Consider the following 22,625-nt stretch of genomic DNA (forward strand, 5'->3'; position numbering starts at 1 on the left):
GCTCGTCGCCGACCTCGGTTCGCTCCCAGCGCGACCCTGCCCGGCCCCGCCGAGGGGCGGCGTCGGTGGGACCCCCTAGGCTGGTGGGGTGTACGAGGGCGCGGTCCAGGACCTGATCGACGAGCTCGGGCGACTGCCCGGCGTCGGTCCCAAGAGCGCGCAGCGGATCGCGTTCCACCTGCTCGCTGCCGACCCGATCGACGTCCGGCGGCTGACCGACGCGCTGACCGAGGTCAAGGCGCGCGTCCGGTTCTGCGAGATCTGCGGGAACGTCTCCCAGGAGCCGCAGTGCCGCGTCTGCCGCGACCCGCGGCGGTCGGACGAGGTCATCTGCGTCGTCGAGGAGCCCAAGGACGTCGTCGCGATCGAGCGCACCCGCGAGTTCCGCGGCAAGTACCACGTGCTCGGCGGGGCCATCAACCCGATCGCGGGCGTCGGCCCGGACGACCTGCGCATCAAGGACCTGCTGTCGCGGCTCGCCAGCGGGGTCGTCACCGAGGTCATCCTGGCGACCGACCCGAACGTCGAGGGGAGGCCACGTCCACCTACCTCGCACGCATGCTCGTGCCCATGGGGCTCACCGTGAGCCGGCTCGCCTCCGGGCTGCCGGTCGGCGGTGACCTCGAGTACGCGGACGAGGTCACCCTCGGCCGCGCCTTCGAAGGAAGACGGCGGATCCATGCCTGAGCTCATCCCCGAACCCCGCCCCGCTGTCGACGCGGTCGACGAGGCCGTCGTCGCCGAGGCCACCGAGCTGCTCGAGGTCGCCCGCGCCGTCGCGGAGGAGTCGCGCAGCTACCTCAGCACGGTCACCGAGGTCGCCGCCGGGTCCAGTCCCGACGCGACGATCCCGCTGCTGCTGCTGGCCGTCTCGGACATGCTCGCGGCCGGTGCCCGGCTCGGTGCGATGCAGGACATCGTGCCGCCGGAGCGGTTCGAGCCCGACGTCGGCCCCGACCCGGACGTCGACCCCCTGCACACCGCGCTGGCCAACGTGCTCGACGGGCTCGACGAGTACCCCGAGATCGTCGACCCCGTGCTGGGGATCGAGGTCGGCGCCGCGACACTCTCCGGCGACCTGGTCGCCGTCGCCGGGGCGATCGCGCAGGGCCTGCGCCACTACGAGGCCGGCCAGGCGCTGGAGGCGCTGTGGTGGTGGCAGTTCTCCTACCTGTCGGTGTGGGGTGAGCGGGCGTCGAGCGTGCTGCGGGTGCTGCAGCTGCTGCTCGCCCACCTGCGGCTCGACGTGGAGGACGACGTCGCCGCCGAGGCGGAGTACGACGCCCTCCAGGCGTGAACCGCACGCCGCACAACCCTCACAGTCAGGCCACCCGGGTCCCCCGCGGCAGCCGGCGCTGCGGGATCGACAACCGCCGGATCGCCACCGCCAGCCCGGCGCCACCGAGCAGAAGGTTCGCCGCCAGCCCGTACGGCCACACGACGCTGCGGTCCGGCTCCGGCTCCTGGACCGGTGACTGCGCCGCGTCGGCCGGGGTGCCGTCCGCGGTCAGCTCACCCCACGCGCCGGTGCACCAGTCCTGCTCGGTCGCGGGTCCGGTCCGGGCCGTGCGCACGCCGGCGCGGATCGCCCCGAGCGGGTCCGCGACGCTCGCGGTGGACGCGCGGGCCTCCGGGGCGGCGTCGGCCAGGATCACGAACGGGTTGACCGCCAGCAGCCACCACGTCCGCTCGGTGTGCGCCACGCTCATGGTCTGGGTCTGCCACTCGCACACGGGTGGCTCCCCGCTCTCCCAGTCGTAGGACGCCGGGATCGTCCAGACCCGGACCTCCTCCTGGGCGGTGACCGACGGCAGGCTGAGGGCGAACACGATCGGGCTGAGCACACTCAGCGCCGCGACCGACAGGAAGGTCAGCACGGCCGAGCCGGAGGTGCGCGGCGTGACGGCGGAGAAGCCCAGGCCGATCGCGCACACCACGGCGAGCAGCAGCGCGAGCACCACGAGGGACACGGGGACGGACGCGACCGGCACCCCGCCCGCCGCCAGGGCGACGACGAGGAACGGCACGCTGACCGCGAGGAACGCGAGCGCGGCGGCCCACGCGGCGAGCAGCTTGCCGACGGCGATCTCGGCCGGGCTCAGCAGCGTCACCTGCAGCGTGGCGAGCGTCCCGGCGTTGCGGTCGCCGTTGACCGAGGTCGCGCTGAGGGTCGGCGAGACCAGCAGGCCGAGGAAGAGCACGAAGAAGACGACGACGCCGTAGACCGGCGGTCCGACGAACACCCCGCCGGTCTCGCCGGGGTCGCCGACGAAGCCCTGGCCGAACCGGCTCACGGCCGCCCACGTGAGCGCGGTGATCGCACCGACGATGACGAACCACACGACGAGCGCGACGACCCAGCGGGTCGAGCGCACGCGCTGGCGCAGCTCGAGCACCGCGACGGTCCGGACGCCGTGCCAGCTCACCGCGCTCATCGCCGCTCCTCCTCGAGGGTCAGGTAGGCGCGCTCCAGCGCCCCGCCCGCCGGTGCCAGCGCGGTCACCGGGACCCCGGCCCGGACGGCGTCGGCGAGGAGCTGCGCCGCGCCGACCTCGCCGGCGACCGGCAGGAGCACACCGCCGGACCCGGGCGGGGCGTCACCCCCGCCCGCGTCGTCCGGTCGCCACGGCGTCCCGGTCGAGTCCAGCCAGGTCGTGAGCGCCTCGAGCGACAGCGCCCGCACCCGCCACTCCCGGGCGCCGTCGGCGGCGCCCCCGAGCTCGTGCGGGTGGACGGTGCGGCCGCCGGAGAGGAACACCGCGTCGTCCGCCATCTCGTCGAGCTCGCTGAGCACGTGGCTCGAGACGAGGACGGTCGTCCCGGCTGCGGCGAGGTCGCGCAGGAGGACCCGCAGGTCGACGCGCGAGCGCGGGTCGAGGCCGCTGGCCGGCTCGTCGAGCAGCAGCACGTCCGGCCGGTGCACCAGGGCGCGGGCCAGACCGAGCCGCTGCTTCTGGCCGCGCGACAGCACGCTCGCGGGACGGTCGGCGTACTCCGTCAGGTGCACGGTCTCGAGCAGCTCGGCGGCCCGCTCGCTCGCGACGGCGCGCGGCAGTCGGTACGCGGCGGCGAAGGTCAGCAGGACCTCGCGCGCCGTCAGGGAGTCCCAGGTGCCGAAGGCGTCCGGCATCCAGCCGGTCGCGGCGCGGGCGGCGCGGCCGTCGGTCACCGGGTCGTGCCCGGCGATCCGGACCTGACCGCCGTCCGGGACGAGCAGCCCGGCCAGGACCAGCAGCAGTGTGGTCTTGCCGGAGCCGTTCGGCCCGACGAGCGCGGTCACCGCGCCGGCGCGCGCGACGAGGTCCACCCCGTCGAGCGCGCGCACGGTGCCGAACGACCGGTGCACCGCGGTCACCTCGATGCCCGGCGGGACGGACGGCGCGGGCGGCGGGACGGCGGTGTCCGTGGCGGTCGACATGGTTCGACCGTAGGCCCGGTGCGGGCTCGGGCGGGTCAGACCCGCCCGCCGACTCCTGTGGTAGACCAGCGCGGTGACCAGCGGAGGCGTCGAGATCGCGACCACCGCGGTCGCCCTCCTCGTGCTCGCCGGCTTCGTCGCCGGGTGGATCGACGCCGTGGTGGGCGGCGGGGGCTGGTGCAGCTCCCCGCCCTGCTGCTCGTGCCCGGCCTGAGCCCGGTGCAGGCCCTCGCGACCAACAAGCTCGCCGGGATCATGGGCACCTCGGTCAGCGCCGCGACCTACTACCGGCGCGTGCACCCGGACATGCGCACGGCCACACCGATGGCCCTCGCCGCGCTCGGCGGGGCGGCCGGGGAGCGCTGCTCGCGAGCTCGCTGCCCGCCGCGGTGTTCCGCCCGGTGATCCTCGTGGCGCTCGTCGCGGTGGCCGTCTACACCGTCGCCCGGCCGTCGCTGGGCCGGGCGACGTCCCTGCGCTGGACCGGACGACGGCACCTCGGGGCCGCCGCCGGGCTCGGCGCCGGCATCGGCTTCTACGACGGGCTGCTCGGTCCAGGGACGGGCACGTTCCTCGTCATGGGCCTGGTCGCGGTGCTCGGCTACGCGTTCCTCGAGGCGTCCGCGAAGGCGAAGATCGTCAACGCCGCGACGAACCTCGGCGCGCTCGCCGTGTTCAGCGTGCAGGGCGCGCCGCTGTGGAAGCTCGGGCTGATGGTCGGCGCCGCGAACATCGCCGGCTCCTACCTCGGGGCCCGGATGGCGGTCGCCAAGGGCAGCACGTTCGTCCGGGTGGTGTTCATGGTGGTCGTCGGCGGACTGATCCTGCGCCTGGGCTGGGACGTGTTCGCCTGAACGACACCCACCGGCGACCTCGTCCGCCATGTGACACCGGCACCGTCCACACTCTGGTCCCGCCGTAGACTCGGCCGCCGACCGACCGCTGTCCCACCCCCGGAGCGTCCAACGTGGCCCTGATCGTGCAGAAGTACGGCGGGTCGTCCGTCGCGGACGCCGCCAGCATCAAGCGCGTCGCGAAGCGGATCGCCGAGTCCAAGCGGGCCGGGCACGACGTCGTCGTCGTGGTCTCCGCGATGGGGGACACGACGGACGAGCTCATCGACCTCGCCAACGAGGTCTCCCCGCTGCCGCCGTCGCGCGAGATGGACATCCTGCTCACCGCGGGCGAGCGGATCTCGATGTCGCTGCTCGCGATGGCGATCGCCAACCTCGGGGTGGAGGCGCAGTCGTTCACCGGCCAGCAGGCCGGCGTCATCACCGACACCGCGCACGGCAAGGCACGGATCATCGACGTCACGCCGTCGCGGATCCGCAACGCGATCGCCCAGGGCGCGGTCGCGATCGTCGCCGGCTTCCAGGGCGTCACCCAGCACACGAACGACGTCACCACGCTCGGCCGCGGCGGGTCGGACACGACCGCCGTCGCCCTCGCCGCGGCGCTGATGGCGGACGTCTGCGAGATCTACACCGACGTCGACGGCGTCTTCACCGCGGACCCGCGGATCGTGCCGACCGCCCGCAAGATCGACCGGATCACGTACGACGAGATGCTGGAGATGGCGGCCAGCGGCGCCAAGGTGCTCGTGCTGCGGTGCGTGGAGTACGCCCGCCGCTACGACGTCCCGATCCACGTGCGGTCCTCGTTCTCGGGGCGCCAGGGGACACTGGTGACGTCGCGTGCCGCGTCCGGGGACCCGGCCGCCCCGGGGGCCACGTCCAGACCGACGACCAGGCCGACGACCAGACCGACGAGCAGGGAGAGGGAGCCGTGGAGCAGCCGATCATCTCGGGCGTCGCGCACGACCGCACCGAGGCCAAGATCACGGTCGTCGGGGTGCCCGACGTCCCCGGCAAGGCGGCGCGGATCTTCGAGGTCGTCGCCGGTGCCGGCGTCAACATCGACATGATCGTGCAGAACGTCTCCGCCGCGGCCACCGGCCTGACGGACATCTCGTTCACGCTGCCCGCGACCGACGGCCAGGTCGGCATCGCCGCGCTCACCGCCGTCCAGGGCGACATCGGCTTCGAGTCGCTGCAGTACGACGACACGATCGGCAAGCTCTCGCTCATCGGTGCCGGCATGCGCTCGCACCCGGGCGTCTCGGCGAAGCTGTTCGCCGCGCTGAGCGGCGCCGGGATCAACATCGAGATGATCTCGACGTCGGAGATCCGCATCTCGGTGGTCACCCGGGCCGACCACCTGGACGACGCGGTCCGCGCCGTCCACACCGCGTTCGAGCTCGACAGCACCGAGGACGAGGCCGTGGTCTACGGCGGGACGGGGCGGTAGTCATGAGCGGGACCAACGGTCTGCGCGTCGGCGTCGTCGGCGCGACCGGTCAGGTCGGCGCCGTGATGCGCCGGCTGCTCGAGGAGCGGGACTTCCCGGTCGCCGAGATGCGGTACTTCGCGTCGGCCCGCTCGGCCGGCACGACGCTGCCGTGGCGGGGCGCCGACGTCGTCGTCGAGGACGCCGCGACCGCCGACCCCAGCGGGCTGGACATCGCGCTGTTCTCCGCCGGTGGGGCGACGTCGAAGGCGCAGGCGCCGCGGTTCGCGGCGGCCGGCGCGATCGTCATCGACAACTCCTCCGCCTGGCGGATGGACCCCGACGTCCCGCTCGTCGTCGCGGAGGTCAACCCCGAGGCGGTCCGCGAGGCACGCACGGGCATCATCGCCAACCCGAACTGCACCACGATGGCCGCGATGCCGGTCCTCAAGGTGCTGCACGACGAGGCCGGTCTGCAGCGGCTCGTCGTCAGCACCTACCAGGCCGTGTCCGGCAGCGGCCTGGCGGGCGCGACCGAGCTGGACGAGCAGGTCCGCAGCGCCGTCGAGCAGGACACCCTCGGGCTCGTGCACGACGGCGGCGCGGTGACCTTCCCCGAGCCGCAGAAGTACGTGCGCCCGATCGCGTTCGACGTCGTCCCGCTCGCCGGCAACCTCGTCGACGACGGCTCGCACGAGACCGACGAGGAGCAGAAGCTCCGCAACGAGAGCCGCAAGATCCTCGGCGTCCCCGAGCTGCGGGTGTCCGGCACGTGCGTGCGGGTGCCGGTGTTCACCGGCCACTCCCTGTCGGTCAACGCCGAGTTCGACCGGCCGCTGCCGGTCGAGCGCGCGCGCGAGCTGCTCGCCGGTGCGCCCGGGGTCGAGCTCACCGACGTCCCGACGCCGCTGCAGGCCGCGGGCGCGGACCCGAGCTTCGTCGGCCGGTTGCGGCAGGATCCCGGTGTGCCGGACGAGCGCGGGCTCGCGCTGTTCATCTCCAACGACAACCTGCGCAAGGGTGCGGCGCTCAACGCGGTGCAGATCGCCGAGGTGCTGGTCGCGGACCGCGCGGCGCGGGAGTCCGTCGCCGGTTGACGGCGGGGGCCGCCGGCCCCTCACCCCGGCCTCGGCCGTGCCGATGGGCAGACGTGGCCGGACGTGCGTCTCGCGTGTTCCTCGCCCTCGGCGGCCTCGCCGTGGCGGGGTACGTCGTGCTGCCCACGGCGGCCCGGGACGCCGTCTACCTCGCGGTCGGCCTCGCCGCCTGCGTCGCGATCGTCGTCGGGGTGCACGTGCTGCGGCCCGTGCGGCGTGCGCCGTGGTGGCTCATGGCCGCGGGGCAGCTCTCCTGGATCGCCGGTGACGTCGTCTACACCTGGTACGAGAGCGTCCTGGCCGTCGAGCCGTTCCCGTCGCCCGCGGACGTGCTGTACCTCGCCGCCTACCCGCTGCTCGCGGTGGCGTTCGCGCTGCTGATCCGCGGTCGGCGGTCCGGTCGGGACCGCGACGGTCTGATCGACAGCGCGATCTTCACCGTCGCCGTCGGCCTGCTGTCCTGGGTGTTCCTCATGCGCCCGACCCTGCTGGGCGAGGGCGTCGACGTCGTCGAGCGCGCCATCGCGCTCGCGTACCCGCTGGGCGACATCCTGCTGCTCGGGGTCCTGCTGCGGCTTCTCGCCGGTCCGGGCGCGCGGAGCCCGGCCTTCGGGATGCTCGCCGCGGCGTGCGGGCTGCTGGTCCTGGCCGACGCCGCCTTCGCGGTGCTCGCGACGACCTCGTCGTACGGCGGCGGCTGGGTCGACCTGCTGTGGCTCGGCTCGTACGTCTTGTGGGGTGCGGCGGCGCTGCACCCGTCGATGCGCGGGCTGTCCCTGCCGTCGCCGGACGGCACGGCGCCGTTCACGCGCCGCCGTCTGGCCGCCCTCACGGTCGCGATCCTCGCCGCCCCGGCGACGCTCGCGGCGCAGCTCCTGCTCGGGATGGCGCTCGACGGCTGGGCCGTCGTCGTCGGCTCGACCGTGCTGTCCGTCCTCGTCGTCGTCCGGATGTCCGGGCTGCTCACGCGGCTCCAGGCGCAGGCGGGACGGCTCGACGAGCTGGCCCGGACGGACGCGCTCACCGGTCTGCCCAACCGGCGCAGCGCGGACGCGGAGCTGGCGCGCATGCGGCGGGTCAGTGCCCTCGACGGTCGCCCCCTGGTCGTCGCGATGCTCGACCTCGACCGGTTCAAGGCCTTCAACGACACGTACGGCCACGGGGCCGGCGACCGGCTCCTCACCGAGGCCGCCGACGCCTGGCGCGGGGCGCTCGGGAGCGGGCCGCTGCTCGCCCGCTACGGCGGTGAGGAGTTCGTCGTCGCCTTCACCGGGTTGTCGCTGCCGGACGCCGTCGACGCGCTCGACCGCGTCCGCGCCGTGACCCCCGGGGGGCAGACCGTGTCGGTCGGGGCCGCGCTGTGGGACGGCGTCGAGGACACCGCCGCGTTGACGCAGCGCGCGGACGTCGCGCTGTACGCGGCGAAGCGCGCGGGGCGGGACCGGGTGGTGGCCGCCGAGGGCGCCGCGCGCACCGGAGCGGTCCTGCCCACCCAGGCCGACGCGGCCACCCGGCCCGGCACCGTCCCGACCGGCTGATCCGCCGCCGTCGGGCGCGACCCCGCAGTCGGTGCCCCGGTCAGTCCCGCGCGAACCAGGGCCCGCGCCCCGGGTCGGCGTGCAGCGCCAGCGCCCGGTCGATCCGCATCCGCGACGACGCGACGAGTGGCTCGGGCAGCGCGTCCGGGTGGAACCAGGCCACCTCCGTCGACTCGTCATCGGCCACGTGCGCCTCGCCGCGGACCGCGCGGCACAGGAAGGTCACGTCGAGGTACTGCGCACGGTCCCCGTTCGGGTAGACGACGACGTCGCTGTCCGTGCCGACCGAGGCCAGGGCCTCGATCCGGGCGACCACCCCGGTCTCCTCGAGGACCTCGCGCACCGCGGCGACCCCGGGCTCCTCGCCCGGTTCGAGGATGCCGCTGATGACGGCCCACCGGCCGTTGTCCGACCGCCGCCCCAGCAGGACGCGGCCCACGTCGTCGACGACGACGGCGCTCACGCCGGGCAGCCACAGCAGCTCGGTGCCGACGTGGGCGCGCAGGCGGCTGACGAACTCGGGGATCGGCACGCGCTGACCCTAGCCAGCCGCCCGTCCCGCCGTGGCGCGGGCGAGCCGGACCCGACGGTGCAGTCGCCGCCCGAGGGTGATGTGGCGGACGTCGCACGCCCTGCGGCTCACCGAGGTCCGCGCTGCGCCGATGGACGGCCGGAGGCGCGGGAGGACCCGCGCCCGCCCCCCACCACCCCGCAGCCCGCGCACGTGACCCGTGCCGGGTCTGCTCCTGCGCGTCGACCCGCACGCAGGTCCTGCACCGCCTGCCCACCCGCAGGTTCGACATCGGAGAGACATGCACGCCGCCACGGAGGTCATCGGGATGATGGCCTCGCTCACCTCGTTCCTGCTCTGGCTGCCCCAGGGGCTGCGGGTCTGGAGGCACCGCCACGAGCCGGCCCGGCTCGCCGGGATCGCGATGAGCACCCAGCTCATCTCGGTGGCCGGGAACGTCCTGTGGACGGCGTACGCGGTCCTGCTGGGCTCGTTCTGGCTCGGGGCACCGGCGATCGTGAACCTCCCGATCGCGGTCGCGACGATCGTCGTCCTGCGGCGAGGGCCGCGGCGTCGCCCGCGCGGGCGACGGACGACGACGCCCGCGGCGACGCGCTCGGCACCGCGCTCGACATACCGCAGGACACCGCGGTGGGCGTGGTGGCGGACCCGGCCACGGACCTCGACCTCGCCGCCTGAGCGGGACGCGGCGCGGGTCCGTCGCCGTGCTGCCCACGCCACCGACCGGCGACGTCGCCCCGGACGGATGACGCCGCGGTCGCGGCGGCGCCGCCGTCGTTGACAACCACCCCGACGACGTGGAAACGTCTCCACCAGCAGACGTGGAAACGTTTACAAGGCCTCGACGACGAGGCCACGACCTCGACGGGGAGGTGCGGTGAAGCAGCGTGCGACCATCACGGACGTCGCCCGGCGTGCGGGCGTCTCCGTCGCGTCCGCCTCGCGCGCGCTCAACGGTCTGAGCGCGAGCGCGGCGACCGTGGAGCGCGTGCGCACCGCGGCGGGTGACCTCGGGTACATCCCGGACGCCACCGCCCGGGCGCTCAAGATGGGCCGGACGCTGCAGCTGTCCTTCGCGGTCGACGACATCGGCAACCCGGTCTACGTCGAGATGATGAAGGCCGTCCAGTCCGTCGTCACCGTGCCCGGCTACCGCCTGATGATCTCCTCCACCGGCGACGCGGACGACACGATCGACCTGCTGCGCAGCCTGAGCAAGGGGTACGCGGACGGGATGATCCTCTCCCCGCTGCGGGTCACCGACCGGCTCGTCGAGGAGGTCCGCGCAGCACCCGTCCCGGTGGTCGTCATCGGCCGCCTGCCCGAGGGCAGCGGCGTGGACACCGTGATGACCGACTCGGCGCGCGGCGTCGGCATCGCCGTCGACCACCTCGTCGAGACCGGCCGGCGCCGGATCGGCTTCGTCAACGGACCGCTCGACACGACGCCCGGCCGCGCCCGTCAGCACGGGTTCGAGGCCACCGCCGAGCGCCTCGGCGACCGCCACGGACCCGCCGTGGCGGCCGCGGACTTCACCGTCGCGGCCGGGTACGACGCCGCCCGGACGCTGCTCGCCGGGCACGGCGCCCCCGGCGGGACCGGGCCGGGCCCGCACGCCCTGGACGCCGTCGTCGCGGCGAACGACCTGCTCGCGATCGGCGTGATGCACGCCGCGCACGACGCGGGCGTGCGCGTGCCGGACGACCTCGCCGTCGTCGGCATGGACGACACCGAGCTCGCGCGGGTGTTCCAGCCCTCCCTCACCAGCGTCAGCCTCGGCTCGGGCGAGCGCGGGACCCGCGCCGCCGAGCTGCTGCTCGCCCGCCTCGCCGACCCGCAGCGCGAGGCCACCACCGTCGTCGTGCCGCCCGCGCTGCACGTGCGGCACTCGACCCGACCCCCGCACGGAAGGGACACCCCATGACGGCCTCCACCCCGTCGGCCGCGTCGACCGCGGCGCTGCGCCGCCAGGCCGACGTCCCGCCCGGGCCGCCGCGGCCGCCGATGCGGACCGGCGGTGTGGGCCGCAGCCAGCGTCGCGAGGCGATCGGGCTGGTCATCCCGGCGATGCTGCCGGTGGTGATCTTCTCGGTGATCCCGCTGGTCAACGGCATCTACCTGGGCTTCACCGACGCTTCGCTGCGACGCAACGCGGAGACGAGCTTCGTCGGCCTGGAGAACTTCGCCCGGCTGATGGGTGACCGGCTGTTCTGGGAGTCGTTCCGGATCGGGCTGGTGTGGTCGGTGTCGGTCGCGCTGCTCACGCTGATCGCCGCGATGGGGCTGGCGCTGCTCCTCAACGCGGACCTGCGCCTGAAGTCGCTGACCCGCATCCTCGCGCTCATCCCGTGGGCGATGCCCCCGGTCGTCGTCGCGATCATGTGGCGGATGATCTACTCCCCGACCTCGGGGCCGCTCAACGCGGGCCTGGAGATGGTCGGGATCCCCGGCGTGAACTGGCTCGGCGACTTCTCCACCGCGCTGCCGGCGGTCATCGTCGTCGCGGTGTGGAGCGGCATCCCGCAGACCACGGTCCTGCTCCTGGCCGGCATGCAGCAGATCCCGGACGAGCAGTACGAGGCCGCAGCCGTCGACGGCGCGGGCGCGGTCCGCCAGTTCTGGCACGTGACCCTGCCCGCGCTGCGCCCCGTGATGTTCGCCATCACGTCGCTCGACTTCATCTGGAGCTTCAACTCCTTCGGCCTCGTCTACGTCATGACCGAGGGCGGTCCGGGCGGCCGGACGATGCTGCCGATGCTGTTCACCTACCTCGAGGCCTTCAAGAACCGCAACACCGGCTACGCGGCCGCGATGGGCGACGTCCTCGTGCTCGCCGTCGTCCTCATGCTCTCGGTCTACCTCGTCCACCAGTTCCGCAAGGAGGACCGCATGAACCAGCGCGCGTGGTTCGTCCGGCCGGGGCAGTACGTCCTGCTCACCGGCTACCTGCTGTTCCTCGGGTTCCCGCTGCTGTGGCTGGTCTCCGCGTCCCTCAAGTCGTCCGCCGAGCTGAACTCCCTCGCGGTCAACCTCATCCCGAGCGAGTTCGTCTGGCAGAACTTCACCGACGCGATCGAGCGGCAGAACCTCATCCGGTCCGGGCTGAACTCGCTCCTCGTCGCGGTCGCGACGATGGTCATCTCCGTCGTGCTGTCGCTGCCGGCGGCCTACGCCCTGGCCCGCTTCCGCGGGCGGATCAAGACGATCGGGACGACGTGGATCCTGGTCAGCCAGGTGTTCCCGACCATCCTCATCATCATCCCGCTGTTCCTCATCCTGCGGACGCTGCTCCTCAACGACACCCTCATGGGCCTGATCCTCGTGTACGTCACGTTCACGATGCCGTTCTCGCTGTGGATGCTGCAGGGCTACGTCGCGGCCATCCCGCGCGAGCTCGAGGAGGCCGGGTCCATGGACGGCGCCACCCGCCTGACCGTCCTGCGCACCATCGTCTTCCCGCTGCTCATGCCGGGCATCATCGCGACCGCGATGTTCACGTTCGTCGCGGCGTGGAACGAGTTCTTCATCGCGCTGGTGCTCATCCAGTCGCCGGAGAACTACACGCTCCCGCTGACGCTCAAGATGTTCATCGGCATCGAGGGCCAGCTCGCCCTCGGTCCCCTCGCCGCGGGCTCGGTGCTCGCGACCATCCCCTCCCTCGTCGTCTTCGGCTTCCTCCAGAAGAAGCTCACCGGGGGACTCCTCTCCGGTGCCGTCAAGGGCTGACCCGCACCGCCACCCACCCCGAAGAAAGGGTCGATCATGAAGTCACGTGGTCTCACCGCCATGGCCGGAGCGGCAGCCGTCGCGCTCGCCCTCACGGCCTGCCAGCAGGGCAGCGCCACCGCCCCCGACGACGCGGACGCCGGCGGCGACCAGGCCGCCGGGGAGCCGATCACCCTGGAGTTCCAGTCCCTCGCCGGGCAGCCGGCGGCGATCGCCGCGGTCGACGACATCGTCGCGGCCTGGAACGCGGACAACCCCGACGTCCAGGTCGAGATCGTCCCCGCCGGCTGGGACGGCATCTACGACAAGCTCGTCGCGCAGTTCAACGGCGGCGCCGCGCCGGACATCCTCCACTTCGAGGCGGCGAGCATCATCCCGTTCGGCGTCGACGGCTACCTCGCCGACCTCACCGACCACATCACGCCCGAGGTCCGGGACGACGTGCCCGAGGGCATCTGGGAGTCCGTCACGGTCGACGGCCAGATCATCGCCTACCCGACCATGCTCCAGTCGTACATGGTGTTCGCGAACACGGCGCTGCTGGAGGCCGCCGGGGTCGAGGTCCCCACCGGCGACACGATGACCTGGGACGAGCTGCGCGAGATCGCCCGCGCCACCACGTCCGACGGCGTCTACGGCCTCACCTGGGGCCTGCGCAGCCCCACCGCGACCGTCATGAGCCTGTCGATGGGCTTCGACGGCGACTTCTTCGAGGGCGAGGGCACCGACGTCACGATCGACGTCGGCGACGACGAGCTGGCCGTCCCGCAGCGCATCCACCAGATGGCCTACGAGGACGGCTCGATCGACCCCGTGTCCCTGACGCAGTCCGGCTCGGAGGTGCTCGCCGGCTTCTACGGCGGGACCGCCGCGATGACGGTCCAGGGCTCGTTCCAGGCCGCGAACATCGCCGACGACGCCCCCGAGGGCTTCGAGTGGACCGTGCTGCCCCCGCTCGAGGGCTCCGCCGACGCCGAGCAGGCCGCCAACCCGCAGACGTACTCGGTCAACGTCGACTCCGAGCACGTCGAGGAGTCCGCGGAGTTCCTCAACTTCCTCATGTCCGCCGAGAACCTCGCCGCGCTCAACATGGCCGACGCCCTCATCCCGACCACCGAGTCGGCACGGGCCGAGCTCGCGACGATGACGGCCGACCAGACCGGCTGGGACCAGATCCTCAAGTCCGCCGACCACCTCACGTCCCCGGCGTTCATGCACGTCGGTCCCTACACGCAGTGGAAGGACACCATCGCGACGCCGTCGCTGCAGCGCTACCTCGCGAACGAGATCGACCTCGAGGGGCTGCAGACCGAGCTGACCGAGGGCTGGGAGCAGACCAACCGCTGACCACAGGTGCCGGTGCCGGTGCCGACCGACGACGACCGTCCGTCGGCACCGCGCACCGCGTACGAGCACGAGCACGAGCACGAGCACCGAGCAGCGGGCCGTGCGCCGCCCGGCGCCGGCGCACGGCCCGGCGCAGACTGCCGCCGCAGGCGACGACGAGGAGAGACACGTGAACTGGCTCGACGACCGGGTGGGTGCGGTGCTGACCGGCGCCGCCGTGGGGGACGCGCTGGGTGGTGCCACCGAGGGGTGGACGCCCGAGCAGATCGCGGAGCGGCACGGGGGCCGCGTGACCGGGATCGTCCCGCCGTACTACGACGACTGGCGCACGGCGCGGCCGATCGCGCCGTACCACAAGGGTGACGGGCACGTCACCGACGACACCCTCATGACCCACGCCCTGGTGGACGTGTACGCCAAGCGGCGCCGGCACCTCGACGCGTTCAACGTCGCGGAGGACCTCGTCCCGCTCATGATCGGCGCGACCCGCTGGGTGCCCGAGCTCGAGGCGGACGCACTCATCCTCCAGCGCGTGTTCCTCGCCGAGAAGTGGATCGTCGCACGCCTGCACTACGGCCACGTCGACCCGCGCGAGGCGGGCGTGGGCAACATCGTCAACTGCGGCGCCACGATGTACATGGCACCGGTCGGCCTGGTGAACGCCGGCGACCCGGAGGGCGCGTACCGCGAGGCCATCGACCTGGCCGGGGCGCACCAGTCGTCCTACGGCCGGGAGGCGGCGGGTGTCTTCGCGGCGGCCGTCGCGGCGTCCGTCGTCCCGGGGGCCACCGCGCGGTCGGTCGTCGACGCCGCCGCGGCGCTCGCGCACGACGGCACCGCGGCCGCGGTGGCCGCGGTGGTCGGCGCCGTCGAGCGCGCCGGGGCCGTGGGACCGGACGAGCTGGGCCGGGTCATCCGCGACGCCGTCGCGCCGTACGACACCGTCGGGCCGGAGTACCGCAGCCCCGCGATGGACGCCCGGCTGCCCTCGCGCACCAAGTCGATCGAGGAGCTGCCCGCCGCCCTGGGGTTCGTCCTGGCGCACGACGGCGACTTCAGCGCCGCCGTCCTCGGCGCGGTCAACTACGGCCGCGACGCGGACTCGATCGCGACGATGGCCGGTGCGATCTGCGGCGGCCTGGGGGGACGTGAGGTCATCCCGGCCGACTGGGCGCGGGACATCGCGGCCGCGAGCCGCATCGACCTCGACGCGGTCGGTGCCACCATGGCCGACGTCGTCCGCGACGTCGCCGCGGCGGACGCCGAGCGCGCCCGTGCCCGGGTGGAGACGCTCGCCGCGCTCACGGCGGCGCAGCCCTCCCCGGCGCAGCCTTCCGCGGGTCGGGACCTGGGTTGAGGCTCACCTGGGCGCAGCCGGAGGACCTCGTGCCGGCCGAGCTGGTCGCGCTGCACGAGCAGGGCGCCGACCCCGGGCCGGTCGACGCGGTGGCCGAGCGGTGGGCCGCCGCCGGCGGGGCGGTCGTCCCGTCGTCGGCCGGGGCGAGCGACCGCCCGGCCGACGCGGGGCTGCGCGCCCTCGCCCGCGACCTGCTCGACGAGCTCGCGACCCTGCAGCCGACGTCGGCCACCGAGCCGGACGGGTGGGACGAGATCGTGGCGCTCCTGCCCGCGTCGCCCGGCCGGGGGCCGGTCGGCGGAGCGCCGACCACCGAGACGGCCGCTGTGCCGGCCACCGTGCCGAGCCTCGACCGGTTCCTCGGTGCGTGGACGGGCCGGGCGGCCGGGTGCCTGCTCGGCAAGCCGGTCGAGAAGATCCCGCGCGCCGGCATCGAGGAGATCCTGCGCTCGACCGGTCGCTGGCCGCTGGACCGGTGGTTCACCGCGGTGGGCCTCGACCCCGCCGTCGCCGCACGCTGGCCGTGGAACCGCCGCAGCGCCCCGACCTCCTCGAGGAGACCATCGACGGGATGCCCGAGGACGACGACCTCAACTTCCCGATGCTCGCCCTCGACCTGCTCGAGGTGCACGGGGACGCGCTCACCACGGACGACGTCGCCCTCGCGTGGCTCGCGAACCTGCCCGCCGGGCGGGTCTTCACCGCCGAGCGCGCCGCGTACCGCAACCTGCTCGACGCGCGCCCCGTGCCGCAGACCGCGACCCACCACAACCCCTTCCGGGAGTGGATCGGCGCGCTCATCCGCACCGACGCCTTCGGCTGGGCCCACCCCGGCGACCCGCTCACGGCGGCCCGGCTCGCCTGGACGGACGCGCGTCTGAGCCACACCCGCAACGGCCTGTACGGCGCGATGTGGGCCGCCGCGCTGTGCTCGGCCTCCGTGGTCGCCGACGACGTCCGCGCCGTCCTGGACGCCGCCGACGGCGTCGTGCCGCCCGGGAGCCGGCTCGCGGCGGCGGTCGCGCTCGGGCGCGAGCTCGGCGACTCCGGCCGCCCCGTCACCGACGCGCTGGACGTGCTGCACGCCGAGCTCGGCCGGCACCACTGGGTGCACACCCTCAACAACGCCGCCCTGATCGCCTTCGCGCTCGCCGGGGTGGCGCCGGTGGCGCCGACCTGGGGCGCAGCATCGCGATCGCGGTCACCGGCGGGTGGGACACCGACTCGGCCGGCGCGACCGTGGGGTCGGTGGTCGGCGGCCTGCGCGGCGCCGCCGCGATCCCCGCGCAGTGGTCTGAGCCCCTGCGGGGCCGGATCGCCACGTCGCTGCCCGGCGGGGCGACGCGTGACATCGAGGACCTGGCGCGGCGGACCCGCGCGCTGAGCGGAGGTGACCGGTGAGCGGTGTGGTGGTGGTCGGCAGCGCCAACCTCGACGTGGTGGTGCGGGTGCCGCGCATCCCCGGGCCCGGCGAGACGCTGCTCGCGGGCGGGATCGCGCGGGGTGCGGGCGGCAAGGGCGCGAACCAGGCGGTCGCGTCCGCGCGGGCCGGCGGCGCGCCGACGGCGTTCGTCGGCGCGGTGGGCCGGGACGACGACGGCGCCGCGCTGCGCGCCTCGCTGACCGCCGCCGGCGTGGGTGTCGAGGCGCTCGGGGAGTCCGGCGAGCCGTCCGGGACCGCGCTCATCTCGGTGTCCGACGACGGCGAGAACGCGATCGTCGTCGTCGGCGGGGCGAACGCGTCGTGGGACCGGCTCTCCGACGCCCAGCGGGCGACCGTCGCCGCGGCCGACGTCGTCCTGGCGCAGCTCGAGGTGCCGCTCGACGTCGTCCTCGGCGCCGCGCACGCGCGGCGCCCCGGTGTGCCGTTCGTGCTCAACGCCGCGCCGTCGCGCGACCTGCCGCCCGCGCTGTGGGCCCAGGTCGACGTCCTGGTGGTCAACGAGCACGAGGCGCGCGACCTGGCCGGCGGTGCGTCGCTCGACGACGCCGTCGCCGCGCTCGCCGCCCGCGTCCCGGCGGTCGTGGTGACCCTGGGGGCGCAGGGCTGCGTCGTCGTCGAGGGCCAGCGGCGCACCGACGTGCTCGGCACCCCGGTGCGCCCGGTCGACACCACGGGCGCGGGCGACACCTTCTGCGGCGTGCTCGCCGCGCGTCTCGCCGCCGGGGACGGCCTCGTGGAGGCGGCCCGGTGGGGTGGCGCGGCGGCCGCGCTCGCGGTGCAGCGTCCCGGCGCGCAGTCCGCGGTGCCGACCGCGGACGAGACCCGCCGCGCCCGCGCGGCGCAGGACGACGGGGCCGACGGTGCCGACGGCGCGGACCTTGCCGACGGTGCCCGGTCCGCCCGGACCGAGGGGACCCCGCGATGAGCGACGGCTTCGACCCCCTGGTCCCGCGTTCCCTGGACCTGCCGACGGCCGTCCCGCTCGACGTCGACCTGTCGTCCGGCCCCGCGGCGGAGGCGCTCGACGAGGCGAAGATCCTCGCGGCGCCCGACGACCCGGCCGACCTGCCCCGCTGGCGCGCGCAGCTCGCCGCCTGGCGGGCGGGGCGCGGGCCCGGCACGGGCACACCGGCGAGCGGTACGACCGCCCCGAGGCCGCGTGGGCGGCGACCTGCTTCACGGTCGCCCAGGTGTGGCTGTGGGACGAGCTGTTCTTCGACGCCGCCGCCCAGCGGTTCACCCCGGACCGCTTCCTCGCCGACGCCCGCGAGCGCCTCGGCGGCGTCGACGGCGTCGTGCTGTGGCACGCGTACCCGGTGATCGGGATCGACGACCGCAACCAGTGGGACTTCTACCGCGACGTCCCCGGCCTGCCCGACGTCGTCGCGGCGCTCCAGGGCGCGGGCGTGCGGGTGTTCGTCGACTACAACCCGTGGGACACCGGCACCCGGCGCGGCCACGACGACGTCACCGAGCTCGCCGACGTCGTGCGCCTGCTGGGTGCCGACGGGGTCTTCCTCGACACCCTGAAGAAGGCCGAGCCCGCGCTCGTCGGCGCGCTCGAGGCGGCCCGCCCCGGGATCGCGCTCGAGGGCGAGTCGAAGCTCGCGACCGAGCGCGTCGCCGACCACGCGCTCTCCTGGGCGCAGTGGTTCGCCGACTCCGGTGCCCCCGGCGTCCTGCGCGCGCACCTGTACGAGCGGCGGCACATGCAGCACCACGTGCGCCGCTGGAACCGGGACCACTCCGCCGAGCTGCAGTCCGCGTGGGTCAACGGCGTCGGGCTCATGGTGTGGGAGGTCGTGTTCGGCGTCTGGGTCGGCTGGAACGAGCGGGACGCGACGACGCTGCGCCGCATGCTGCCCGTGCAGCGCCGCCTGTCCCGGCTGCTCGTCGACGGCGAGTGGGTGCCGCTCGCGCCGCTGCTGCCGGGTGCGCGCGAGGCCGGCGTGCACGCGTCGTCCTTCACCCGGAACGGCGTCACGCTGTGGACGCTGGTCAACCGCTCCACCGCCGACGTCACGCTCCCGGTGCTCGACGCCGCACCCGGCCGCTGGGTCGACCTGCACGCCGGGCGGGACGCGGACCCGCGGCCGGCGACGGGCCCGGTGACGGTGCGCGTCCCGGGCCGCGGCGTGGCCGCCGTGCTGCACGTCGCCGAGGGGGCACGGCGCCCGCGGACCTGGACGCGCTGCTCGCCGAGCTGGCCGCCGTGCCGCAGTCCGGCGACCCGGCGTTCGTGCACCGCCGCGCGGTGCGCGTGCCGCCGCCCGTGCCGGTGGCGGCCCGGGACCGTGACGCGCAGGGCGACGTCGTCGTCGTGCCGGCGGGGAGCACGTCCTCACGGTCCGCCACCGCGCGCGGGAGACCGGGATGTACGACGGCGCTCCCTACGTCGAGGAGTGGAAGCCCCTGCCGCCGCGGCTGCACGACCCCGGACGCTCGAGCGCGTCGTCCACCTCGACGTCCCCGTGCAGGTCGCGGCGCGCGAGGTGTCCGTCGCCGAGTGGGACGCCTTCGTCGCCGCGACCGGGTACGAGCCCCGCGTCCCGAACCGCTACCTGACGGGCACCGCGGGCCCGTCCGACCCCTCCGACCCCGAGGCGCCCGTCACCCGGATCGGGCTCGACGACGCGCGCGCCTACGCGGCGTGGGTCGGCGGGCGGCTGCCCACCGAGGACGAGTGGCAGCTCGCCGCCGCGCTCCCCGGGTTCCGGCGCCGCACCCCGGCGGTGTGGAGCTGGACCGAGAGCGAGCACACCGACGGCCGCACCCGGTTCGTCATGCTCAAGGGCGGCGCCGACCACGTCAGCACCGGGTCCCACTGGTACTTCGACGGCGGGGTGCGCGGGCCCGAGTTCACCGCGAAGTACCTGCTGCCCGGGCTGGGCGTCGAGCGCTCGGCGAGCATCGGGTTCCGCTGCTGCTGGGAGGACCGATGACCGACCACGGGCGAAACCACGACCACGACGCCGGCGCGCTGGCCGGGCTGCGGGTGCTGGACGTCTCGACCCTGTTCGCCGGGCCGATGGCGGCGATGCACCTGGGGGACATGGGGGCGGAGGTCATCAAGGTCGAGCACCCGCGGCGACCCGACCCGTCCCGCGGGCACGGCCCCTCGCGCGACGGGCACAACCTGTGGTGGAAGACCCTCGGCCGCAACAAGCGCACGGTCACCCTGGACCTGTCCGTGCCCGCCGGGCAGAGGGTGTTCACCCGGCTCGCCGCGACGGCCGACGTCGTCATCGAGAACTTCCGCCCCGGCACGCTCGAGCGCTGGGACCTCGGGCCCGACCGCCTCGCCGCGGTGAACCCGGGTCTCGTGCTCGCGCGCGTCACCGGCTTCGGCCAGGTCGGCCCGTACCGGCGCCGGCCGGGCTTCGGGACGCTCGCGGAGGCGATGAGCGGGTTCGCGGCGATGACCGGCGAGCCGGACGGCCCGCCCACGCTGCCACCCTTCGGGCTGGCAGACGGCGTCGCCTCGCTCGCGACCGCCTACGCCGTCATGGTCGCGCTGCACGCCCGCGAGCGCACCGGGCTCGGGCAGGTGGTCGACCTCGCGATCATCGAGCCGATCCTCGCGATGCTCGGCCCGCAGATCACCCGCTGGGATCAGCTCGGGACCACGCAGCCCCGCACCGGCAACCGGTCGGCGAACAACGCGCCCCGCAACACCTACCGGACCGCCGACGGCCTGTGGGTCGCGGTGTCGACGAGCGCGCAGAGCATCGCCGAGCGGGTGATGACGCTGGTCGGCCGGCCCGACCTCGCCGCGGAGCCGTGGTTCGCGTCCGGCGCGGAGCGCGCCGCCCACGCCGACGAGTTCGACGACGCCGTCGGGGCCTGGATCGCCCGCCGCACGCGCGACGAGGTGGTCGCCGCGTTCGAGGAGGCGCAGGCCGCGGTCGCACCCGTCTACGACGCGCAGGACATCATGGCCGACCCCCAGTTCGAGGCCCTCGGCACCATCCGTCGGGTCCACGACGACGACCTGGGGGACATGGCCATGCAGGGGCCGCTGTTCCGGCTGTCCCGGGACCGGCCGGTGCTCGGGTTCACCGGCCGGGTGCCGGGCGCGGACACCGACGCCGTGCTCGGCGAGCTCGGGTACGACACCGACGCGATCACCGCCCTGCGCGCCGGCGGTGCGGTGTGACGGCGCCCGCCGGGCGCCCGGTGCTCACGCTGCTCTACGTCCCCGGCGACCAGCCCGCGCGCATCGCCAAGGCGCTCGCCTCCACCGCGGACGTCGTCATCGTCGACCTGGAGGACGCCGTCGCGCCCGACCGCAAGGACGTCGCCCGGGCGGCCGCCGTCGAGGCCGTCGCCGCCACCGACCGGCCGGTCCAGGTACGGGTCAACGCGCTGGGCTCGCCGTGGGCGCTCGACGACGTCGCCGCGGTCGCCGACCTGCCGCTCGGCGTCGGGTTGCGCGTGCCCAAGGTCGTCGACGTCGACGACGTCCGGACGCTCGCCGCCTCGGCGCCGGGTCGGGGGCTGCACCTGCTGCTCGAGTCGGCGCTCGGGGTCGAGCGCGCCTTCGACCTCGCGACCGCGAGCCCCGACGTCGCCGGGCTGGGCCTCGGCGAGGCCGACCTGCGGTCCGACCTCGGCCTGACCGGCGACGCGGGCCTGCTCTACGCGCGCTCGCGGGTCATCGTCGCGGCCCGGGCGGCGGGTCTGCCGGCCCCGGCGATGTCCGCCTACACCCGGGTGGGCGACCCCGAGGGGCTGCGCGAGTCGTGCCTGGCCGGCCGTGCGCTCGGCTTCCTCGGCCGCACCGCGATCCACCCCGCGCAGCTCGACGTCATCGTGGCGGCGTTCCGGCCGTCCGCCGAGGAGGTCGAGCGCGCCGCTGCGGTCGTGGACGGGGTCGCCGCCGCGACGACGGTCGGGCGGGGGACGGTCGTCCTGCCCGACGGCACGTTCCTCGACGTCGCGATGGTCGAGCAGGCGCGTCGCGTGCTGGCGCTCGCGGACCGCGACCGGTGAGCGCCGGCCGCCTCGTCCTGCTGCGGCACGGGCGCACCGCCTGGAACGACACCGGCCGGCTCCAGGGCCGCTCGGACGTCCCCCTGGACGACGTCGGGCAGCGGCAGGCCGTGGCCGCCGCGGCGACGCTGCGCGACCCCGCGCCCGCACTCGTGCTGTCGTCCGACCTGCGCCGGGCGCACGACACCGCCCGCGTGCTCGCGCACGCGTCCGGCGCGCCGCTGCGCACCGACCCGCGACTGCGCGAACGCGACTTCGGCGCGTGGGAGGGCCTGACCGGCGACCGGATCGCCGCCACCTGGCCCGACGCGTACGCCGCGTGGCGCCGCGGCGACGAGCCGGTCGAGATGGCGGCCGAGGCGCGCGCCGCCGTCGGGCACCGGGTGGCCGCCGCCGTCACGGACGCGGTCGGATGCGTCGCGGACGGCGGGACGCTCGTGGTCGTCGGCCACGGCGGGGCGCTGTCGACCGCGATGGCGGCGCTGCTCGGCATGACGCCGGGGGAGTGGTTCGGCGTCTACGCGATGGGCAACGGCCGCTGGTCCGTCCTCGAGCCCAACCCGCGCCGGGAGCCCGCGTGGCGCCTGCGGCGGCACGACGTCGCCCCGGATGCCGGCGCGGCGTGTTCAGATCTCGCCACTGGCTGATGGTGGACGCCGCCGGCATCCGCACCCTCCTACCGTCGTCGGGACACGGCACACCACGTGCCCCGACCTCGACGACGAGGAGAGACCGTTGGCCACCACCCCGGCCGCCACGCACCTGCCCGACCCGCCGCCCCGGCACCCGCCGCCCCCTCGGCGGCGTCGCCCCGGCGAGCCGAGGCCGCGCGATGACCGCCCTCGGGTCGCCGGCGAACTCCGGCCACACCGACGCGACCGGCGC

Annotated in this window: 17 protein-coding genes and 3 pseudogenes; 17 read left to right on the top strand and 3 right to left on the bottom strand. The window is 74.9% G+C overall.

What is annotated here, in order from left to right; all coding sequences use genetic code 11:
• Positions 1 to 88 precede the first annotated feature (88 nt).
• Both recR and REH70_RS00525 read left to right on the top strand, forming a co-directional pair.
• A pseudogene (gene recR, locus REH70_RS00520) lies at positions 89 to 687 on the top strand (recombination mediator RecR).
• A complete protein-coding gene (locus tag REH70_RS00525) occupies positions 680 to 1,297 on the top strand; it encodes a DUF5063 domain-containing protein (RefSeq protein ID WP_310750510.1) in 618 nt (205 codons plus the stop codon). The pseudogene recR and the gene REH70_RS00525 overlap by 8 nt, the downstream one beginning before the upstream one ends.
• A 25-nt stretch (positions 1,298 to 1,322) precedes the next feature.
• Here the strand turns inward: REH70_RS00525 and REH70_RS00530 are convergent, their stop codons facing one another.
• Positions 1,323 to 2,435: an ABC transporter permease subunit gene (locus tag REH70_RS00530; RefSeq protein ID WP_310750513.1), complete on the bottom strand. Its 1,113-nt coding sequence runs from the start codon at positions 2,433 to 2,435 to the stop codon at positions 1,323 to 1,325.
• Positions 2,432 to 3,418, bottom strand: a complete 987-nt coding sequence (locus REH70_RS00535) for an ATP-binding cassette domain-containing protein (protein WP_310750516.1) — start codon at positions 3,416 to 3,418, stop codon at positions 2,432 to 2,434. The genes REH70_RS00530 and REH70_RS00535 overlap by 4 nt, the downstream gene beginning before the upstream one ends.
• 73 nt (positions 3,419 to 3,491) lie before the next feature.
• Here REH70_RS00535 and REH70_RS00540 point away from each other — a divergent pair.
• From REH70_RS00540 to REH70_RS00555, 4 genes and pseudogenes are all read left to right on the top strand, one after another.
• Positions 3,492 to 4,272: pseudogene (locus REH70_RS00540) on the top strand (sulfite exporter TauE/SafE family protein).
• A gap of 113 nt (positions 4,273 to 4,385) precedes the next feature.
• Positions 4,386 to 5,728: pseudogene (locus REH70_RS00545) on the top strand (aspartate kinase).
• Between the two features lie 2 nt (positions 5,729 to 5,730).
• On the top strand, positions 5,731 to 6,804 hold the full coding sequence (locus REH70_RS00550; RefSeq protein WP_310750520.1) for an aspartate-semialdehyde dehydrogenase: 1,074 nt from the start codon (positions 5,731 to 5,733) through the stop codon (positions 6,802 to 6,804).
• Positions 6,805 to 6,878: 74 nt separating this feature from the next.
• The gene (locus tag REH70_RS00555; protein WP_310750522.1) at positions 6,879 to 8,342 is read left to right on the top strand and encodes a GGDEF domain-containing protein; all 1,464 of its coding nucleotides are present in this window, start codon (positions 6,879 to 6,881) and stop codon (positions 8,340 to 8,342) included.
• A 40-nt stretch (positions 8,343 to 8,382) separates the two neighbouring features.
• Here REH70_RS00555 and REH70_RS00560 read toward each other — a convergent pair whose 3' ends face one another.
• Positions 8,383 to 8,874 carry an NUDIX domain-containing protein gene (locus REH70_RS00560; RefSeq protein ID WP_310750526.1) on the bottom strand — a complete coding sequence of 164 codons (492 nt, stop codon included), beginning with the start codon at positions 8,872 to 8,874 and terminating at the stop codon, positions 8,383 to 8,385.
• A 280-nt stretch (positions 8,875 to 9,154) separates the two neighbouring features.
• On the opposite strand from REH70_RS00560, the gene REH70_RS00565 reads away from it, so the two are divergent.
• The 11 genes from REH70_RS00565 (at position 9,155) to REH70_RS00620 (ending at position 22,387) form a co-directional block, all read left to right on the top strand.
• Positions 9,155 to 9,655 (top strand): hypothetical protein, encoded by a 501-nt coding sequence (locus REH70_RS00565; RefSeq protein WP_310750529.1) that lies wholly within the window; start codon positions 9,155 to 9,157, stop codon positions 9,653 to 9,655.
• A gap of 96 nt (positions 9,656 to 9,751) precedes the next feature.
• Entirely contained in the window at positions 9,752 to 10,798 is a 1,047-nt protein-coding gene (locus REH70_RS00570) for a LacI family DNA-binding transcriptional regulator (protein ID WP_310750532.1), read from the top strand.
• Positions 10,795 to 12,600, top strand: a complete 1,806-nt coding sequence (locus REH70_RS00575) for an ABC transporter permease subunit (protein ID WP_310750535.1) — start codon at positions 10,795 to 10,797, stop codon at positions 12,598 to 12,600. The genes REH70_RS00570 and REH70_RS00575 overlap by 4 nt, the downstream gene beginning before the upstream one ends.
• 36 nt (positions 12,601 to 12,636) lie before the next feature.
• Positions 12,637 to 13,947: a sugar ABC transporter substrate-binding protein gene (locus tag REH70_RS00580; RefSeq protein ID WP_310750538.1), complete on the top strand. Its 1,311-nt coding sequence runs from the start codon at positions 12,637 to 12,639 to the stop codon at positions 13,945 to 13,947.
• 169 nt (positions 13,948 to 14,116) lie between these two features.
• Positions 14,117 to 15,304 carry an ADP-ribosylglycohydrolase family protein gene (locus tag REH70_RS00585; RefSeq protein WP_310750541.1) on the top strand — a complete coding sequence of 396 codons (1,188 nt, stop codon included), beginning with the start codon at positions 14,117 to 14,119 and terminating at the stop codon, positions 15,302 to 15,304.
• 523 nt (positions 15,305 to 15,827) lie between these two features.
• On the top strand, positions 15,828 to 16,688 hold the full coding sequence (locus REH70_RS20205; RefSeq protein WP_396134607.1) for an ADP-ribosylglycohydrolase family protein: 861 nt from the start codon (positions 15,828 to 15,830) through the stop codon (positions 16,686 to 16,688).
• Positions 16,689 to 16,701: 13 nt separating this feature from the next.
• Positions 16,702 to 17,673: a ribokinase gene (locus REH70_RS00600; protein WP_310750544.1), complete on the top strand. Its 972-nt coding sequence runs from the start codon at positions 16,702 to 16,704 to the stop codon at positions 17,671 to 17,673.
• 265 nt (positions 17,674 to 17,938) lie between these two features.
• On the top strand, positions 17,939 to 19,690 hold the full coding sequence (locus tag REH70_RS00605; RefSeq protein WP_310750547.1) for an SUMF1/EgtB/PvdO family nonheme iron enzyme: 1,752 nt from the start codon (positions 17,939 to 17,941) through the stop codon (positions 19,688 to 19,690).
• The gene (locus REH70_RS00610) at positions 19,687 to 20,904 is read left to right on the top strand and encodes a CoA transferase (protein WP_310750549.1); all 1,218 of its coding nucleotides are present in this window, start codon (positions 19,687 to 19,689) and stop codon (positions 20,902 to 20,904) included. The genes REH70_RS00605 and REH70_RS00610 overlap by 4 nt, the downstream gene beginning before the upstream one ends.
• Positions 20,901 to 21,740 (top strand): CoA ester lyase, encoded by an 840-nt coding sequence (locus tag REH70_RS00615; protein ID WP_310750552.1) that lies wholly within the window; start codon positions 20,901 to 20,903, stop codon positions 21,738 to 21,740. Before REH70_RS00610 ends, REH70_RS00615 begins: the two co-directional genes overlap by 4 nt.
• On the top strand, positions 21,737 to 22,387 hold the full coding sequence (locus REH70_RS00620) for a histidine phosphatase family protein (RefSeq protein ID WP_310750555.1): 651 nt from the start codon (positions 21,737 to 21,739) through the stop codon (positions 22,385 to 22,387). The genes REH70_RS00615 and REH70_RS00620 overlap by 4 nt, the downstream gene beginning before the upstream one ends.
• The last annotated feature ends 238 nt before the right edge of the window (positions 22,388 to 22,625 follow it).

This window comes from Cellulomonas sp. ATA003, assembly GCF_031582905.1.
Classification (GTDB): domain Bacteria; phylum Actinomycetota; class Actinomycetes; order Actinomycetales; family Cellulomonadaceae; genus Pengzhenrongella.

Coding starts and splice junctions, on each gene's coding strand:
- REH70_RS00525 (WP_310750510.1), top strand. CDS start 680: ATGCCTGAGCTCATCCCCGAACCCCGCCCCGCTGTCGACGCGGTCGAC.
- REH70_RS00530 (WP_310750513.1), bottom strand. CDS start 2,435: ATGAGCGCGGTGAGCTGGCACGGCGTCCGGACCGTCGCGGTGCTCGAG.
- REH70_RS00535 (WP_310750516.1), bottom strand. CDS start 3,418: ATGTCGACCGCCACGGACACCGCCGTCCCGCCGCCCGCGCCGTCCGTC.
- REH70_RS00550 (WP_310750520.1), top strand. CDS start 5,731: ATGAGCGGGACCAACGGTCTGCGCGTCGGCGTCGTCGGCGCGACCGGT.
- REH70_RS00565 (WP_310750529.1), top strand. CDS start 9,155: ATGCACGCCGCCACGGAGGTCATCGGGATGATGGCCTCGCTCACCTCG.
- REH70_RS00575 (WP_310750535.1), top strand. CDS start 10,795: ATGACGGCCTCCACCCCGTCGGCCGCGTCGACCGCGGCGCTGCGCCGC.
- REH70_RS00580 (WP_310750538.1), top strand. CDS start 12,637: ATGAAGTCACGTGGTCTCACCGCCATGGCCGGAGCGGCAGCCGTCGCG.
- REH70_RS00610 (WP_310750549.1), top strand. CDS start 19,687: ATGACCGACCACGGGCGAAACCACGACCACGACGCCGGCGCGCTGGCC.